Source organism: Pseudomonas sp. CP4 (assembly GCF_047758505.1).
GTDB lineage: Bacteria > Pseudomonadota > Gammaproteobacteria > Pseudomonadales > Pseudomonadaceae > Aquipseudomonas > Aquipseudomonas fluorescens_AO.
This window is the reverse complement of sequence record NZ_CP180489.1, coordinates 1,231,458-1,248,835: the sequence shown is the minus strand read 5'-3', so window position 1 is coordinate 1,248,835 and position 17,378 is coordinate 1,231,458. Positions and strand designations below refer to the sequence as shown.

10 protein-coding genes and 1 other RNA gene are annotated in these 17,378 nt (G+C 61.0%); 8 read left to right on the top strand and 3 right to left on the bottom strand.

Annotation, left to right across the window (positions count from 1 at the left end; genetic code table 11):
- Positions 1-136: 136 nt before the first annotated feature.
- Entirely contained in the window at positions 137-2,536 is a 2,400-nt protein-coding gene (gene xdhB, locus ACMYUN_RS05405; protein WP_415763170.1) for a xanthine dehydrogenase molybdopterin binding subunit, read from the bottom strand.
- The gene (gene xdhA, locus ACMYUN_RS05400) at positions 2,529-3,983 is read right to left on the bottom strand and encodes a xanthine dehydrogenase small subunit (RefSeq protein WP_415763169.1); all 1,455 of its coding nucleotides are present in this window, start codon (positions 3,981-3,983) and stop codon (positions 2,529-2,531) included. Before xdhA ends, xdhB begins: the two co-directional genes overlap by 8 nt.
- Positions 3,984-4,251: 268 nt before the next feature.
- Here xdhA and ACMYUN_RS05395 point away from each other — a divergent pair, with 268 nt between their 5' ends.
- From ACMYUN_RS05395 to ACMYUN_RS05360, 8 genes are all read left to right on the top strand, one after another.
- Positions 4,252-4,911, top strand: coding sequence for a GntR family transcriptional regulator (locus ACMYUN_RS05395; protein WP_039763015.1), 660 nt, complete (start codon positions 4,252-4,254; stop codon positions 4,909-4,911).
- Between the two features lie 2 nt (positions 4,912-4,913).
- On the top strand, positions 4,914-8,402 hold the full coding sequence (smc, locus tag ACMYUN_RS05390; protein WP_415763168.1) for a chromosome segregation protein SMC: 3,489 nt from the start codon (positions 4,914-4,916) through the stop codon (positions 8,400-8,402).
- A 225-nt stretch (positions 8,403-8,627) separates the two neighbouring features.
- Positions 8,628-9,491: a cell division protein ZipA gene (gene zipA, locus ACMYUN_RS05385; protein WP_016773851.1), complete on the top strand. Its 864-nt coding sequence runs from the start codon at positions 8,628-8,630 to the stop codon at positions 9,489-9,491.
- A gap of 138 nt (positions 9,492-9,629) precedes the next feature.
- On the top strand, positions 9,630-11,987 hold the full coding sequence (gene ligA / locus ACMYUN_RS05380; protein WP_415763167.1) for an NAD-dependent DNA ligase LigA: 2,358 nt from the start codon (positions 9,630-9,632) through the stop codon (positions 11,985-11,987).
- A gap of 310 nt (positions 11,988-12,297) precedes the next feature.
- Complete coding sequence (locus ACMYUN_RS05375; protein WP_415763166.1) at positions 12,298-13,461, top strand: putative zinc-binding metallopeptidase; 1,164 nt, start codon at positions 12,298-12,300, stop codon at positions 13,459-13,461.
- A 146-nt stretch (positions 13,462-13,607) separates the two neighbouring features.
- Positions 13,608-13,704: signal recognition particle sRNA small type (gene ffs / locus ACMYUN_RS05370), an RNA gene on the top strand.
- Positions 13,705-13,906: 202 nt separating this feature from the next.
- Positions 13,907-14,407 carry a hypothetical protein gene (locus ACMYUN_RS05365; RefSeq protein ID WP_415763165.1) on the top strand — a complete coding sequence of 167 codons (501 nt, stop codon included), beginning with the start codon at positions 13,907-13,909 and terminating at the stop codon, positions 14,405-14,407.
- 36 nt (positions 14,408-14,443) lie between these two features.
- Complete coding sequence (locus ACMYUN_RS05360) at positions 14,444-16,405, top strand: hypothetical protein (RefSeq protein WP_415763164.1); 1,962 nt, start codon at positions 14,444-14,446, stop codon at positions 16,403-16,405.
- A 107-nt stretch (positions 16,406-16,512) separates the two neighbouring features.
- On the opposite strand, the gene ACMYUN_RS05355 is transcribed toward ACMYUN_RS05360, so the two are convergent.
- On the bottom strand, positions 16,513-17,262 hold the full coding sequence (locus tag ACMYUN_RS05355) for a substrate-binding periplasmic protein (protein WP_415763163.1): 750 nt from the start codon (positions 17,260-17,262) through the stop codon (positions 16,513-16,515).
- Positions 17,263-17,378 lie beyond the last annotated feature (116 nt).

The following is a 17,378-nucleotide window of genomic DNA, read 5'->3' as shown; positions in this document are numbered from 1 at the left end:
CCCTACAACATCGTTGTCTGTTCGGGCCTATTCGCTGGCAAGCCAGCTCCCACAGGATTTGTGTTGAATCCAAATTCTGTGAGCACCACAAAACCCTGTGAGAGCTGGCTTGCCAGCGAATGGCCGCGCCTCGGTCCTAGAGCGGAGCCAGCTCGGTTTCAGCTTCGACGGCTTTCACCGCTTTGAGCTGGCGCATCTGCTCGCAGCCCCACAACACCCGCTCCGGTGTGGCCGGGGCGTCGATTTGCGGCTGATGCTGATAATCACCGAGGCTCGCCACCGCGTCCTTGATCGCGCACCACGCGGCGATGCCGAGCATGAACGGCGGCTCACCGACGGCTTTGGAGTGGAACACCGTGTCTTCCGGGTTCTTGCGGTTTTCCACCAGTTTCACCCGCAGATCCAGTGGCATGTCCGCCACCGCCGGGATCTTGTAGCTGGCCGGGCCGTTGGTCATCAGCTTGCCTTTGTTGTTCCAGACCAGCTCTTCCATGGTCAGCCAGCCCATGCCCTGGACAAAGCCACCCTCGACCTGACCGATGTCGATCGACGGGTTCAGCGAGGCGCCGACGTCATGCAGGATGTCGGTGCGCAGCATCTTGTATTCGCCGGTCAGGGTGTCAACGATCACTTCGCAGCAGGCCGCGCCGAAAGCGAAGTAATAGAACGGACGACCCCGAGCCTGACTGCGGTCGTAGTAGATTTTCGGGGTCTTGTAGAAGCCGGTGCTCGACAGCGAAACCTGATTGAAATATGCCTGCTGGATCAGCGCTTCGAAGGTCAGAATCTGCTCGCGCACCCGCACGTGACCGTTGCGGAATTCGACGTCTTCTTCGCTGACCTTGTAGTGCCGTGCGGCGAATTCGACCAGGCGTTGCTTGATCGTCTGTGCTGCGTTCTGCGCGGCTTTGCCGTTCAGGTCGGCGCCGCTGGAGGCTGCGGTCGGCGAGGTGTTCGGCACTTTATCGGTGTTGGTCGCAGTGATCTGCACACGGTCGATTTCGACCTGAAACACTTCCGCCACGACCTGCGCGACTTTGGTGTTCAGGCCCTGACCCATTTCCGTGCCGCCATGGTTCAAGTGGATGCTGCCGTCGGTGTAGATGTGGATCAGCGCACCGGCCTGATTGAGGAAACTGGCGGTGAAGGAAATACCGAACTTCACCGGCGTCAGCGCCAGACCTTTTTTCAGGATCGGGCTGTTGGCGTTGTAGCGACGGATCGCTTCACGACGCTCGGCGTACTGGCTGCTTTCTTCCAGTTCGGCGGTCATCTCTTCGAGCATGTTGTGCTCGACGGTCTGGTAGTAATGCGTGACGTTGCGTTCGGTCTTGCCGTAATAGTTGGCCTTGCGCACCGCCAGCGGGTCGAGCTTCAAGTGCCGGGCAATCGCATCCATCACTTCTTCGATGGCGACCATGCCTTGCGGGCCACCGAAGCCACGGTAAGCGGTGTTCGACGCGGTGTTGGTCTTGCAGCGATGGCCGTTGATGGTCGCATCGCCGAGGTAGTAGGAGTTGTCCGAGTGGAACATCGCCCGATCAACGATCGAGGCGGACAAGTCCGGCGAGCAGCCGCAGTTGCCGGCCAGCTCCATGTTGATCCCGTGCAGACGGCCGCTGCTGTCGAAACCGACGTCGTATTCGACGTAGAACGGGTGGCGCTTGCCGGTCATCAACATGTCTTCGACGCGCGGCAGGCGCATCTTGGTCGGCTGGCCGGTGAGGTGCGCGACCACCGCGCACAGGCACGCCGGGCTCGCGGCCTGGGTTTCCTTGCCACCGAAACCACCGCCCATGCGGCGCATGTCGACGACGATCTTGTTCATCGACACGTCGAGCACTTCGGCGACCAGTTTCTGCACTTCGGTCGGGTTCTGCGTCGAGCAGTAGACGATCATGCCGCCGTCTTCGGTGGGCATTACCGAGGAGATTTGTGTCTCCAGATAAAAGTGCTCCTGGCCGCCAATGTGCAGCGTGCCCTGAATGCGGTGTTCGGCCGTGGCCAGTGCAGAGACAGAATCGCCGCGCTGATGGGTGTGGCTGTCGAGCACGAAATGGCGTTTGCGCAGGGCTTCGACGACGTCGAGCACCGGTTCCAGATCTTCGTATTCGATGATCGCCGCCATCGCCGCTTTGCGCGCGGTTTCCAGATCTTTCGCCGCGACCGCCAGCACCGGTTGGCCGACGAACTGCACGTCATCGATGGCCAGCAGCGGATCGCCCGGCATCAGCGGGCCGATGTCTTTCAGGCCCGGCACGTCTTCGTGGGTGATGACAATGCGCACGCCTTCGAAGGCGTAGCACGGCTGCGTGTCGATGCTAAGGATTTTCGCGTGGGCGCGGTCTGACAGGCGTGCATAGAGGTGCAACTGATTGGGAAATTCCAGGCGATCATCGATGTACTGCGCTTCACCGGACACATGCTTGGCGGCGCTGTCGTGCTTGACGCTGCGGCCGACACCGGTGGTCAGGTCCTGGGCGAACAGTTCGGCCAGTTCAGCCTGGGTCTTCTCTACGGCGTGATGGTTAGACATAAGCGGTCACCCGAGTCTCGATGTGCGGTGTTTGCAGTTCGATGAAGTATTTGCGCAGCAGGTTCTGCGCGCTGAGCAGGCGATATTCCTTGCTGGCACGGAAGTCCGAGAGCGGTGTGAAATCCTCGGCCAGCGCGGCGCAGGCGCGTTCGATCACGGCGTTGTTGAACGGCGCGCCTCGCAACACGGCTTCGCAGTGCGCAGCGCGTTTCGGAATCGCCGCCATGCCGCCGAAGGCCACTCGGGCGTCGCTGATCACGCCATTGTCCACGCGCAGATTGAAGGCAGCGCAGACGGCGGAGATGTCGTCGTCCAGGCGCTTCGACACTTTATAGGCACGGAACAACTGCTCGGCGCTGGCGCGCGGGACGATGATTTTTTCGATGAATTCGCTTTCCTGCCGCGCGGTGACGCGGTAGTCGATGAAGTAATCTTCCAGGTTCAGGGTGCGGCGGGTCTCGCCTTTGCACAGCACGATCTGCGCGCCGAGGGCGATCAGCAGCGGTGGCGAGTCACCGATCGGCGAGGCGTTGCCGATGTTGCCGCCGAGGGTGCCCTGGTTGCGGATTTGCAGCGAGGCGAAGCGATGCAGCAATTCGCCGAAGTCCGGATATTCGGCATTCAACGCCTCGTAGCAGTCGGAGAGGGCGGTGGCGGCGCCGATTTCGATGCGGTCTGCGAAGGTTTCGATGCGCTTCATTTCGGCGACGTTGCCGACGTAGATCATCACCGGCAGGGTGCGGTGGAACTGGGTGACTTCCAGCGCCAGATCGGTGCCGCCGGCGAGCAGCCGCGCTTGTGGATAAGCGTCGTAGAGGTCGGCCAGGTCAGCGACGGTCAGCGGCACCAGGCAGCGTTTGTCACCGCTGTTGAGTTCACCGATATCGGTCGGCGCGATGGCCTTGAGGCGGGCGATGGTTTCGGCTTCGCGGGCGTCGAATTGATCCGCAGGCTTGGCGCAGCAGGATTGTTCGGCAGCGGCGAGAATCGGCCGGTAGCCAGTGCAGCGGCAGAGGTTGCCGGCCAGTGCTTCGTGGGCCTTGGCCTGATCCGGCGCATCGCTGTTCTTTTGCAGGGCGAACAGCGACATCACGAAACCGGGGGTGCAGAAGCCGCACTGCGAACCGTGACACTCGACCATGGCTTTCTGCACGCTGTGCAGTTCGCCCTTGTGCTTGAGGTCTTCAACGCTGATCAGTTGTTTGCCGTGCAAGGACGAGACGAAAGTCAGGCACGAATTGAGGCTGCGATAGCGAATGTGTTCACGCCCCGTTTCATCGGTCTGCAACTCGCCTATCACCACAGTGCAGGCGCCGCAGTCGCCGCTGGCGCAACCTTCTTTGGTGCCGGGCTTGCCCACGTGTTCGCGCAGGTAATTGAGCACAGTCAGATTCGGGTCCAGGGCGTGCTCGCTACGGAGTTCCTGGTTAAGTAAAAACTGGATCACGGAAGGCCTCGCAGACTCATTATTGTTGTTAACCGACGTGAACCGAATTTAGCAGGTCTGACTTTTCGGTCAATGGTTTTCTGACTTAAAGGTCAGGAAAATCCGTTTCGTCGATCAACAGCGTGTCTATTCAGTATTGACCTTCATCGGTCACTGCGCTTTTTTGCGGGATTCGTGCCAAAAACCGCTGAGTGGGCACTCCGCCATGACCGTGCTTATGCGCTACACTGCGCCGCTTGTGCAGATCGATAGAGTTTGAAGGACAACCATGACGTTCAAGGCGCCGGACAGCCTCGCCGAGCAAATCGCTCACCACCTCGCCGAACGCATCATTCGTGGCGAAATGAAGCCGGGAGAGCGCATCCAGGAACAGAAGGTCACGCTGGCGCTCAACGTCAGCCGCGGTTCGGTCCGCGAAGCCTTGCTGATCCTCGAGCGCCGTCACCTGATCGCGATCCTGCCGCGTCGTGGCGCCCACGTCACCGAGCTGACGCCGCACAAGGTGCAGAGCCTGTGCACGCTGATGAGCGAGCTGTACATCCTGCTTGGCAATTCGGTGGCGAATGGCTGGCAAGTGCAGTCGGACATGGCGCCGTTCGTGCAGATCCAGCAGCGCCTGACCGCCAATTACGAACGCGGCGATATCCGCAGCTTCGTCGATGACAGCTTTGCGGTGATGCGCGCCGCCTATCCGTTTGCCAACAATCCGTACCTGCAAGAAACCGTCGAGAACCTCCAGCCGGCGATGAGCCGCGCGTATTTCCTCGCTCTCGAACAGCGCAAGGCGGAAATGAGCGAATTCCTCGAACTGTTCGAACGCTTGCTCGCCGCCGTCCTCGCCCGTGATTTGCCGCAGATCCGCATCGTGCTCACGGCGTATGCCCAGCGCAGCTGCGATCTGGTGGTGTCTGCGCTGACGGTTGCCTGAGCGTGCGGCTAAAGTGCATCAAACTGGCGGGGTTCAAATCCTTCGTCGACCCGACCACGGTGAACTTCCCCAGTAACATGGCGGCGGTCGTCGGGCCGAACGGTTGCGGCAAGTCGAACATCATCGACGCCGTGCGCTGGGTGATGGGTGAAAGTTCGGCGAAGAACCTGCGTGGCGAGTCGATGACCGACGTCATCTTCAATGGCTCGACCAGCCGCAAACCGGTGAGCCAGGCGAGCATCGAACTGGTGTTCGACAACTCCGACGGCACGCTGCTAGGTGAGTACGCGGCCTACGCGGAAATTTCCATCCGCCGTAAAGTCACTCGCGACAGCCAGACCACCTATTACCTCAACGGCACCAAATGCCGTCGGCGCGACATCACCGATATCTTCCTCGGCACCGGCCTCGGCCCGCGCAGCTACTCGATCATCGAACAGGGGATGATCTCCAAGCTGATCGAATCCAAGCCGGAAGACCTGCGCAATTTCATCGAAGAAGCGGCGGGCATCTCCAAGTACAAGGAGCGTCGCCGCGAGACGGAAAACCGTATCCGCCGTACCCACGAAAACCTCGCCCGCCTGACCGACCTGCGCGAAGAGCTGGAGCGCCAGCTCGAACGTCTCCACCGTCAGGCCGAGGCGGCGAAAAAGTATCAGGAACTCAAGGCCGAAGAGCGTCAGCTCAAGGCGCAACTGTCGGCGCTGCGCTGGCAGGATCTCAACGAGCAGGTCGGCCAGCGCGAGTCGATCATCGGCAACCAGGAAGTCAGTTTCGAAGCGTTGGTCGCTGAACAGCGTAACGCTGATGCGGCCATCGAACGCCTGCGCGACGGCCACCACGACTTGTCCGAGCGCTTCAATCTGGTGCAGGGCCGCTTCTATTCGGTCGGCGGCGACATCGCCCGGGTCGAGCAAAGTATCCAGCACGGTCAGCAGCGTCTGCGCCAGTTGCAGGACGATCTGAAAGAAGCCGAGCGCGCGCGTCTGGAAACCGAGTCGCACCTGGGCCACGACCGCACGTTGCTGCTGACCCTTGGCGAAGAGCTCGACATGCTCACGCCAGAACAGGAAGTCACCAGCGCCGCCGCCGAGGAAGCCGCCGCGGCCCTCGAAGAAGCCGAAACCACCATGCACGGTTGGCAGGAGCAGTGGGACGCTTTCAACCTGACCGCTGCCGAACCGCGCCGTCAGGCCGAAGTGCAACAGTCGCGGATCCAGCAGCTGGAAAGCAGCATGGAGCGCCTGGCCGACCGGCAGAAACGTCTCGCCGAAGAGCGCGCGTTGCTTTCCGCCGACCCGGAAGACGCGGCAATCATGGCGCTCAACGAGCAGCTCGCCGAGTCCGAAGCGACCCTGGAAGATTTGCAGACCAGCGAAGAAGCGCAGGTCGAAAAGCTCGAACAACTGCGTCAGGAATTGCAGCAGGCGTTGACCGCGCAGCAGCAGGCGCAGGGCGATCTGCAGCGGCTCAACGGGCGTCTGGCTTCATTGGAAGCTTTGCAGCAGGCCGCGCTCGATCCGGGCACCGGCACCGCCGAATGGTTGAAAGAACACAATCTCGCCGAGCGTCCGCGTCTGGCCGAAGGCCTGAAGGTCGAGGCCGGTTGGGAGCTGGCAGTGGAAACCGTGCTCGGCGCCGATCTGCAAGCGGTGCTGGTCGACGATTTCAGCGGTTTTGATCTGTCCGGTTTCACTCAGGGCGATCTGCGCCTGCTCAGCCCGGCCAGCGATGGCGTGCGGGTGGCGGGCAGTCTGCTGGATAAAGTCGAGGCGCAGATCGATCTGTCGCCGTGGCTTGGCCAGGTCAAACCGGTCGACAGCCTTGAGCAGGCACTGGCCTTGCGCGGTCAGTTGAGTGCAGGCCAGAGCCTGATCAGCCGCGACGGTTACTGGGTCGGTCGGCATTTCCTGCGCGTGCGCCGGGCCAGCGAAGCGGAAAGCGGCATGCTCGCCCGTGGCCAGGAAATCGAAGACCTGCAACTGGAGCGCGAAGAGCGCGAAGCCACGGTCGAGGCCATGGAAACCCGCCTGCAAACCTTGCGCGCGCAACAGCGCCAGCAGGAAAACGGCCGCGAACATCTGCGCCGCTTGCTGCAGGACGAAGCGCGCCAGCAAGGCGAACTGAAAGCACAATTGTCCGCTGGCAAAGCCAAGGCCGAACAGCTGACATTGCGCCGCACCCGTCTCGATGAAGAGCTGGTCGAACTCGGCGAGCAGCGCGAGCTTGAGCACGAGCAGGTCGGCGAAGCGCGCATGCAATTGCAGGAAGCGCTGGATGCCATGGCGCTCGACACCGAGCAGCGCGAGCTGCTGCTGGCCCAGCGCGACAGCCTGCGCGAACGTCTTGATCGTGTGCGGCAGGAAGCGCGGCAGCACAAGGATCATGCCCATCAATTGGCCGTGCGTCTCGGTTCGCTGCGTGCCCAGCACGACTCCACGCGACAGGCGCTGGAGCGCCTGGAAATGCAGGCCGAGCGCCTGACTGAAAAGCGCGAACAGTTGAGTCTGAATCTGGAGGAGGGTGAGGCGCCGCTGGAAGAACTGCGCCTGAAGCTCGAAGAGTTGCTCGACAAACGCATGACCGTCGATGAAGAGCTCAAGACCGCACAAATCGCACTGGAAGACGCCGATCGTGAATTGCGCGACGCGGAAAAACGCCGCACTCAGGCCGAACAGCAGTCGCAGTTGATTCGCGGCCAGCTCGAACAGCAACGCATGGAATGGCAAGCCCTGACCGTGCGCCGCAAGGCTTTGCAGGATCAATTGCTCGAAGATGGCTACGATCTCAACGGCGTGCTCGCGACATTGACTGCGCAAGCCAGTGAACGCGAAGCCGAAGAAGAACTCGAACGCATCAACGCGCGGATTCAGCGCCTGGGTGCGATCAATCTCGCGGCCATCGATGAATACACGCAACAATCGGAGCGTAAACGTTATCTGGATGCGCAGGACGCCGATCTGGTCGAAGCGCTGGAGACTCTGGAAAACGTCATCCGCAAGATCGACAAGGAGACCCGCAACCGTTTCAAAGATACCTTTGATCAGATCAACGGCGGATTACAGGCACTTTTCCCGAAAGTTTTCGGTGGCGGGCGCGCGTATTTGGAACTGACGGGCGAAGATCTACTCGATACAGGGGTGACGATCATGGCGCAGCCGCCCGGGAAGAAGAACAGCACCATCCATTTGCTCTCCGGCGGCGAAAAAGCCCTGACTGCTCTGGCCCTGGTTTTTGCCATTTTCAAGTTGAACCCGGCGCCGTTCTGCATGCTCGATGAGGTTGACGCGCCACTGGATGACGCTAACGTTGGACGCTACGCACGCCTGGTCAAAGAGATGTCGCAGACCGTGCAGTTCATCTACATCACCCACAACAAGATCGCAATGGAAATGGCCGAGCAGTTGATGGGCGTGACCATGCATGAACCGGGTTGTTCGCGATTGGTGGCGGTGGATGTCGAGGAGGCGATGGCGATGGTGGATGCCTAGCGGCGCAGCTGCAAGTGACAAGCTCCAAGCTGCAAGTGGACGGCTTGTGGCTTGGAGCTTAAAGCTTGTAGCTGCGAAGCCTTTGATCGTGCTAGTTTAATGTCAATTTTTCGTATACGTGGGCAAAACGCCTGTCAGAACATAGAGTTGGCGCCACGTTTTAAAGCGGTTTACGCAGTGTAAACCCCTTATTTTTCAGCATTTTTTATAGAGGCACGGGATTACATGGAAATCGGTCTGCGCGAGTGGCTGATCGTCATCGGCATCATTGTGATAGCCGGTATTCTTTTCGATGGCTGGCGCCGTATGCGCGGCGGCAAGGGAAAGCTGAAATTCCGTCTCGACCGGAGCCTGTCCAATCTGCCGGACGAGGACACCAGCGCCGAGCTGTTGGGCCCGGCCCGCGTCCTGGACACGCACAAAGAGCCGCAACTGGACGAGCACGATCTGCCGTCGGTGAGCATGCCCAACCGCGAAGCCCGCGAGCCGCGTGAATCCGGTTCGAAACGTGGCAAGCGTGGCAGCAACGGCCCGGCGCAGGGCGACCTGAACCTCGACCTCGATCTGGACGGCGGCCCGAGCTTCAGCAGCCGCGATGACGATTTCGCCGAAGACAGCAAGCCTGCAGCGGCCGTGGCGGAAAAAGATCAGCCGCAAGCCGAAGAAGTCCTGGTGATCAGCGTGATCTGCCGCGACCCGGCCGGCTTCAAGGGCCCGGCGCTGTTGCAGAACATTCTCGAAAGCGGCCTGCGTTTCGGCGAGATGGACATTTTCCACCGCCACGAAAGCATGGCCGGCAACGGCGAAGTACTGTTCTCCATGGCCAATGCGGTCAAGCCGGGTATTTTTGATCTGGACGACATCGACCATTTCAGCACCCCGGCGGTGAGCTTCTTCCTCGGCTTGCCAGGCCCGCGTCATCCGAAGCAGGCTTTCGACGTAATGGTCGCGGCAGCCCGCAAGCTGTCCCAGGAACTGAACGGCGAATTGAAAGACGATCAGCGCAGCGTACTGACCGCGCAGACGATCGAGCACTACCGTCAGCGCATCGTTGAATTCGAGCGCCGCGCCCTGACCCAGAAGCGCTAAGGGCAAGATCAAAAGATCGCAGCCTTGGGCCTGTAGGAGCTGACGAGTGCAACGAGGCTGCGATCTTTTGGCCCCATCGCCGATATGGAATAACACTGGAGCAGCCTCGGCTGCTCTTTTGCTTTATGAGAGAACACCATGACCGCCGCCAAAAACCGCATCCTCGAGCTGCGCGCTGAACTCGACCAGCACAACTACCGCTACCACGTTCTCGACGAGCCGAGCATTCCCGATGCCGAGTACGACCGCTTGTTCCACGAGCTCAAGGCGCTGGAAGCGGCCAACCCGGACCTGATCACCAGCGACTCGCCGACCCAGCGCGTCGGCAGCATGGCGCTGACCGCGTTCACTCAGGTGCGCCACGAAATCCCGATGCTCAGCCTCGGCAACGCCTTCGAAGAATCCGACATGCGCGAGTTCGATCGCCGCGTCAACGAAGGCCTCGACGTCCCGGCTGGCGATCTGTTCGGTGGCGGCACGGCGGTGGAATACAGCTGCGAGCCGAAGCTCGATGGCCTGGCGGTCAGCCTGCTGTACCAGGACGGTTTGCTCGTGCGCGGCGCCACGCGAGGCGATGGCACCACCGGCGAGGACATCAGCGTCAACGTGCGCACCGTGCGCAACATTCCGCTGAAGCTGCACGGCGAAGGCTGGCCGGCGACGCTGGAAGTGCGCGGTGAAGTGTTCATGTCCAAGGCCGGTTTCGAGCGCCTCAATGCTTCGCAACTGGAAATCGGCGGCAAGACCTTCGCCAACCCGCGCAACGCGGCAGCAGGCAGCCTGCGCCAGCTCGACTCGAAAATCACCGCCAACCGGCCGTTGGAATTCTGTTGCTACGGCATTGGCCAGGTGTCCCACGATATTGCCGACACCCACATCGGCAACCTCAAGCAGTTGCAGAAGTGGGGCATGCCAATCAGTCATGAACTGAAGCTGGCCAAGGGCATCGACGAGTGCCTCGAGTATTACCGCGACATCGGCGCGCGCCGTGACTCGTTGGCCTATGAAATCGACGGTGTGGTGTTCAAGGTCAACAGCATCGCCGACCAGCGTGAACTGGGCTTTCGCGCCCGCGAGCCGCGCTGGGCGATCGCGCACAAATTCCCGGCGATGGAAGAACTCACCGAGCTACTCGACGTGGAATTCCAGGTCGGCCGCACCGGTGCCGTCACTCCGGTGGCGCGTCTGAAACCGGTGAAAGTCGCCGGCGTCACCGTGGCCAACGCTACGTTGCACAACATGGACGAAGTTGCGCGGCTGGGTCTGATGATCGGCGACACGGTGATCATCCGCCGCGCCGGTGATGTGATTCCGCAAGTGGTGCAGGTAGTCAGCGAGCGTCGTCCTGACAACGCTCGGCCCGTCGCCATTCCTGAAAGCTGCCCGGTGTGCGGCTCCCACGTTGAACGCACGCAACTGGTCAAGCGCAGCAAGGGCAGGGAAACCTTCAGCGAAGGCGCGGTGTATCGCTGCGTCGGCCGACTGGCCTGTGGCGCGCAATTGAAGCAGGCGATCATCCACTTTGTTTCGCGTCGGGCCATGGATATCGAAGGCTTGGGCGACAAGAGCGTCGAGCAACTGGTTGACGAGGGTCTGGTCAGTTCGCCGGCCGATCTCTATGCACTGAAATTCGATGACATTGTCGATCTGGAGGGCTTTGCCGAGGTTTCCAGTAACAAGCTGCTGAAAGCCATTGAGGACAGCAAGCAACCAAGCCTGGCACGTTTCATCTACGCCCTCGGCATTCCCGATGTCGGCGAAGAGACGGCCAAGGTGCTGGCGCGTTCGCTGGGTTCGCTGGAGCGCGTGCAACAGGCCTTGCCGCATGTGCTGACCTACCTGCCGGACGTCGGCCTGGAAGTGGCGCACGAGATTCACAGTTTCTTTGAGGATGCGCACAACCAACAGGTCATCAGCGAATTGCTCGGCCATGGTCTGCAGATTCAGGATCAGGGCGAACTGGGTGCCGAGTTCGCCGCCAGCACTACGCTGGGCGGCTTGCTCGACAAACTGCACATTCCTTTCGTCGGCCCCGGTGGTGCGCAGAAACTCGCCGACCGCTTTGGCTCGCTGCAAGCGGTGATGAACGCTGACTGGCTGGACATGCGCCAGGCATTGCCGGAGAAGCAGGCCAACTCGGTGCGCGAGTTCTTCGCCTTGCCCGAGCATCGGCAACTGGCCGAGCAGGCCGAGCAGCAACTACGCGATTTCGGCATGCATTGGCAGAGCGAGAAGAAAGTTGTCGAAGGTCTGCCACTGTCCGGCGAAACCTGGGTGCTGACCGGCAAGGTCGAACTGATGAGCCGGGATGTGGCCAAGGAGCATCTGGAAAGCCTCGGTGCGAAAGTCGCAGGCTCGGTATCGGCGAAAACCCACTGTGTGGTCGCAGGCCCGGGTGCTGGCTCGAAACTGACCAAGGCCAATGAGCTGGGTGTGAAGGTCATGGACGAAGAAGCGTTTATCGCCTTCCTCAAAACCCACGGCGTCGCTGTCTGAGCGGATGAACTCCTGTGGTGAGGGGATTTATCCCTCTTCGGATGGACACCTGTGGCGAGGGGATTTATCCCCGTTCGGCGACACCCGTGGCGAGGGGATTTATCCCCGCTGGGTTGCGCAGCGACCCCAAAACCCTGCGAGCGATCATTTCATCTGTATCGCGTGTACGGTTTTTGGCGACTGCTGCGCAGTCGAGCGGGGATAAATCCCCTCACCACAATAGTGCTATCACCCGACTCCGCGGTTATGGGTGGGAACGATGTTGTCTTCAGGATGATCTAGTCTTGGCCAGTCCCAGGGAGAGATCGCCATGCACCGCTTTTTCGAGCAGCTCAGTTCCCGCATCATCGCGCCGTTCGTGGCCGGATCCTCGCGCAACAGCAAAGTCTGGCCGTGCCGTTGCGGCCAGTCGCTGTTCTTCCGCAACAGTCAGTGCCTGGCCTGTAACGCTTTGCTTGGCTATCAACCCGAACACAGTCGCCTGACCTCGCTGCAACCGGGGCCGGAAGAGGGCACCTGGACACTCGACGTCGATCCCGACGCCGGCCTGTTCCGCCGCTGCGCCAACCTCGACATGCCCGCCGCGTGCAATTGGCTGCTGTCGGCCAACGATCACGACACCTTGTGCATCGCTTGCAGCCTCAACCGCACCATTCCCGACTTGTCCGTCGCGGAAAATCCCGAACGCTGGCGCAAGGTTGAAATCGCCAAGCGTCGACTGGTCGCGCAACTGATCACCCTCGGCTTGCCGGTCATCCCGAAAACCAAGGATGAAGAAACAGGGCTGGCGTTCGACTTCATCGGTGTCGACCTGGAAGGCAACGCGCCGATGACCGGCCATGCCAATGGCCTGATCACCCTCGACATCAAAGAGGCCGACGACGCTCACCGTGAGCAGGTCAGGGCGGCGATGCACGAACCTTACCGCACGCTGCTCGGGCATTTTCGCCACGAGGTCGGCCATTATTACTGGGATCGCCTCATCGCCAACGGCCCCTGGCTTGGCGCATTCCGCACCCTGTTCGGCGACGAGCGCGCCAGTTACACCGAGGCGCTGGACCGGCATTACCAGCAAGGCGCACCACTGGATTGGCCGCAGCACTTCGTCAGCGCCTACGCGACCATGCATCCGTGGGAAGACTGGGCAGAAACCTGGGCGCATTACCTGCACATGATGGACGCGGTGGACACGGCGCTCGGCTTTGGCATGAGCGCGCGGGAAATGGACTTCGACTATCAGCCCTTTCCGACCAGCACCCTTTACGACCCGGAGCACCCGGGCGGTACGGCATTCCTGTCGTTCGTCAATGCGTGGATCGAACTGGCCGGCATGCTCAACGAACTGTCGCGCAGCATGGGCCAGCCGGATTTCTACCCGTTCGTACTGCCGGCAGCGGCAATTGCCAAGCTGCACTTCATTCATCTGGTGATCCAGCAGGCTGGCGGTCGTGCAGACGAAGTCCTGGCCCTCTAGGAGCTGCCGCAGGCTGCGATCTTTCGCCGTCTTCGCATGTCCTTGAACCTGTTGGTATTTTTTATCTGCAACCAACGGTTGTAACTTCATCTCAGACAGGTACAATGGCGCGGCTCGCCGACAGGCAAGCGTCGTTATGGTGACCCCATCGGTCCCCCCGCAACGATTACCCGTGAACCTGGTCAGATCCGGAAGGAAGCAGCCACAGCGGGAACATTGTGTGCCGGGGTGTGGCTGGTGGGGGCACCACCTTAACGAACCAAAGGCTGCAAAGAGAACTGCATGGGTTTCGCCCACTGCGGTTTTTTTATGCCTGCGATTTGGCCTTTGGCGTTGATCCGCCATCAGAAACGCGCGGAACAGCAGCGCAGCGTCCCGGTGCCCGTGCGGCTGTCGACGCCGAACAGTGGCATACTCCCTCGCCTGGCAACGAGAGGTAAGGCAAGTGGCTGAAATTGACGATCTGACCCGAGAGAAACTGCGCGAATGGCAGTTACGTCGTCTGGAAGTCAAAGCGCAGATGCAGGATCAGCCCGAGCGCACGCTGGAGCTGTCGCGAGTGCTCGACCTGATGGACGAAGAGCACGCTGCGATTCTGGCGGCATCTGCCGCTTTCAACGCGGCCGAAGAGAGCGAACAGCCGGATCCGGTGGAGGTACTGTCGACCATCGTTGAGCCCGAATCAGCGTCGGCAACCGGCCAATACAACCTGCAACTGCACGCCACCGCTCAAAGCCCTGAACACCTGCGCAAACTGCTGGAAATGGCGTTCTACGAAGTACAGGCGCAAATCGATGCAGGCCCTCTGGCTAACGGTGCAGATCGACGCGGTATGTCCGGCACGCTCGGCGGCTACTCCTTCGAGCTGCGGATCAGCCCCGAGGCCGGCAGTGAGGGAAACCTGCCGCAGTCCCATGAAATGCACGACAAGAATGATCAGGACTGATCTGGTGTTGTATTAAAGCCCAAGCGGCGAGGTTGTATGCACCCGGAACATTTTGATCTGGCCACACCAGTACTTCTGCCGATAACACATGATGCGTGTACGGCGTTGTTGCAGCCCGACGGTGACGCGGCACTGGCCAACCTGAGCGACCCGGAGCTGGCGGCGGTGCTGGTCATCCAGAACCTCGCCCAGGCCACGGAACAGGACTTGAGCGCTAGCGCTGCGGAGAAGATTCTCGCCAAACTCATTGACTGGTCCGTCACCGCTCGGCGCTCCGGATCGGCGGGACTGCTTGCAGAGGCGCGGCGTCTGTTCGATTCGCGCAAATTGTACTTCGGCCTTAATGCGCTCAAAGGCCTGAACCTGCGGTTTCTCATGACCGATGAAGTCGCTGCGCAGCACTACCTGTTGCCCGATGGGCAATGGGATGTCGACTTCAAGATTCGCCATCAGCAACAGAACAACCCGTTCCGCCAGCAGATGGTCACGCCCCGCGAGCGCGAGCACTGGTTGAGCGCGGCGCAGGACAAGCTGCTGCGGACTTTTCGCGCCAACCTCGACGAAGACCTGCATGTGCAGGGGTATGCGGGGATCGGCAAGAGCTACATGCTCAGCGCGCTGATCGAGTGCCTGCGCTCGAAACGCACGCTGGTACTGGCGCGCACCCCGGCGAAACTGGCGACGTTGCGCAAGCACATCGTGCAGGTGCATGACACGGAAATCGGCCAGACCTTTTTCGAATTTGCCCAGGCGCAATTGCTTGGTCCGCGCCTGCATGTGGCCAAGGCCCCGAATCGGCTTCCGAGCAAGCAGGCGCTGGCGCAGGAGCTGAATATGTTCGGCTTTCGCCACCACGACGGGCCGGGCACCCTCGAGGTCTGTCTGCGCGTGCTAGAGCTGTACTGCGCCTCAAGAGACCACACGCTGTCCGCTAGGCACTTGCCGCACTTCCAGCAGCCCTTGACCGGCGCAGACTCGCAAGCGCTGCTGGAATACTCCAGTCGCCTGTGGGTGTATCTGCAGGCCAATCCGGCCTGGGCCAGCCAGAGCGGGTTTCAGACGTTGTTGATGATCAAGCGCGCCAGTCTCGCCGGTTGCCGCGTCCCGCCGCGCTACACCCATGTGATCATCGATGAAAGCCAGGATGTGCCGGCGTCGCTGCTGCAAATCATCGAGCGCGGGCAGCAGGTGCTGATCACCCTCGGCGATGAATACCAGCAGGCCAAGGGCGAGCCGCTCAAGCGCAAGCGTGAAGTTCGCCAGAGCGATATCTGCTATTCGGTGCGCTCGGGGCGCAATGTCGAGCGCCTGGTCAATCCACTGATCTCGCGCCATACGCAGAAGAGCAAAGTGCCGTTCGAAGGGGCTCGTCATGCCGACGTCGATATCGAGTACTACCCGGAAGCCTTCGTGCCGCCCGAAGGTTGCGTGGTGCTGACCGCGTCACCGTGGGACACGATGATGTGGGCCATCCACTTGCACGATTCCAGTTGCGCCTTCAGTTTCCCCGACAGGGAAGCGCAGGATGACATCAAGCATTTCATGACCACCGCCATCGAGCTGTTCCGCCGCGATTTCTATAACGCCGGGTCCAGCGAGAAAGGACCGCACCCGTATTTCAGCGACATGGCTGACTGGCAGCAGGTGCGCGCCGCCAACCAGTTCGATGAAGCCTTTTTGTGGATCGAAGCACAGTTGCAAAACGGCTTCATGATTGCCGACCTGACGCGACTGAGCCAGAAGATCATCGAGCCGGGCAAGGCCTGCCTGTTGATGATGGCGGAGCAGGCCGGCGGCATGGAGTTCAGGCGCGTGCTGTTGACCCGGGCGTTGCTCAGTAACGAGAAATTCAAGGACGCCTACGAGTTCGATCAGCGCATCTGCGCCGTGTACATCGCCATTTCCCGCGCCCGAGAGCAGCTTTATCTGCCTTACGACGTGGTCGAGTGGATCGACTTTCACGATTATCAGAAATTCCGCGAATCGCACGGTTATTGACCCGGCCAACCCTGTGGGAGCGAGCCTGCTCGCGAAGACGTCGGCGTGTTCAACAACTGTGTCGCCTGACATACCGCTTTCGCGAGCAGGCTCGCTCCCACATGGGGTTAGGGTGTGGTTGATGAGGCGCCGGTGTAGAGCCGGATAATGTCGTCGATCTCGCCCGACATCTTCATTCGCAGCAACGTGCGCAAAATTCGCTGCACCGGCACCTTCGGGTCGTTCCTCACATAGCAACCGATATTCTGCTCCTGCAGTACCGCGACCCCTCGCAACTGCTGCTCCGGCAACAGGCGCTGGTTGATCCAGTCCAGCGTCCACTGATTGCTCACCGCGTAGCGGTAGCGTCCGGCGAGGAGCTTTTCCAGCACCTGTTCCTGATTGCGCGCGTCTTCGCGTTGCAACTGGTCGGCGTCGAACAGCGGTTGCAGGGTAGGGTAGCTGTAGCCGAGAACGGTGCCGATGGCCTGGCGCGGCAGCTGGGCGGGATTGATCTGCGCTGACTTATCCTCGCGGCTGATCAGCAGGTCGCGCTGGAACCACAGCGGTACGCTCCAGATGTAATCGCCGGACTGATTCGGCAGCCACGACTGTGCGGCATAGCAGCGCACGTCGATGTCGCCGTGCTCCATGGCGCTCTGGACCCGCGCGCGCGGCAGGACGATGAATTGCGCCGGCGCGCCGACCTGGGTCGCCAGGCTGAGCAGGATGTCGTGCAGGATGCCCTGGGTCGGTCTGCCGCCTTGCAGTTGCACCATCGGCATCGCCCAGCTATCCGGCACGGCGAAGCGCAACGGCGCTTGCGCGGCCATCGCGTTGAGGCTGATACCCAGCAATGCCGCCACGGCCCACCGCATAGACGCTCCGGTAATTCCCCATCCCGAGCTGATAAAAGCCTCTGCTGATGCAGCTTAGCCATATTAGACGAGGACACCGGATGCAATTTTGCCCTTGCTCCGCTAGCATTAGCCGC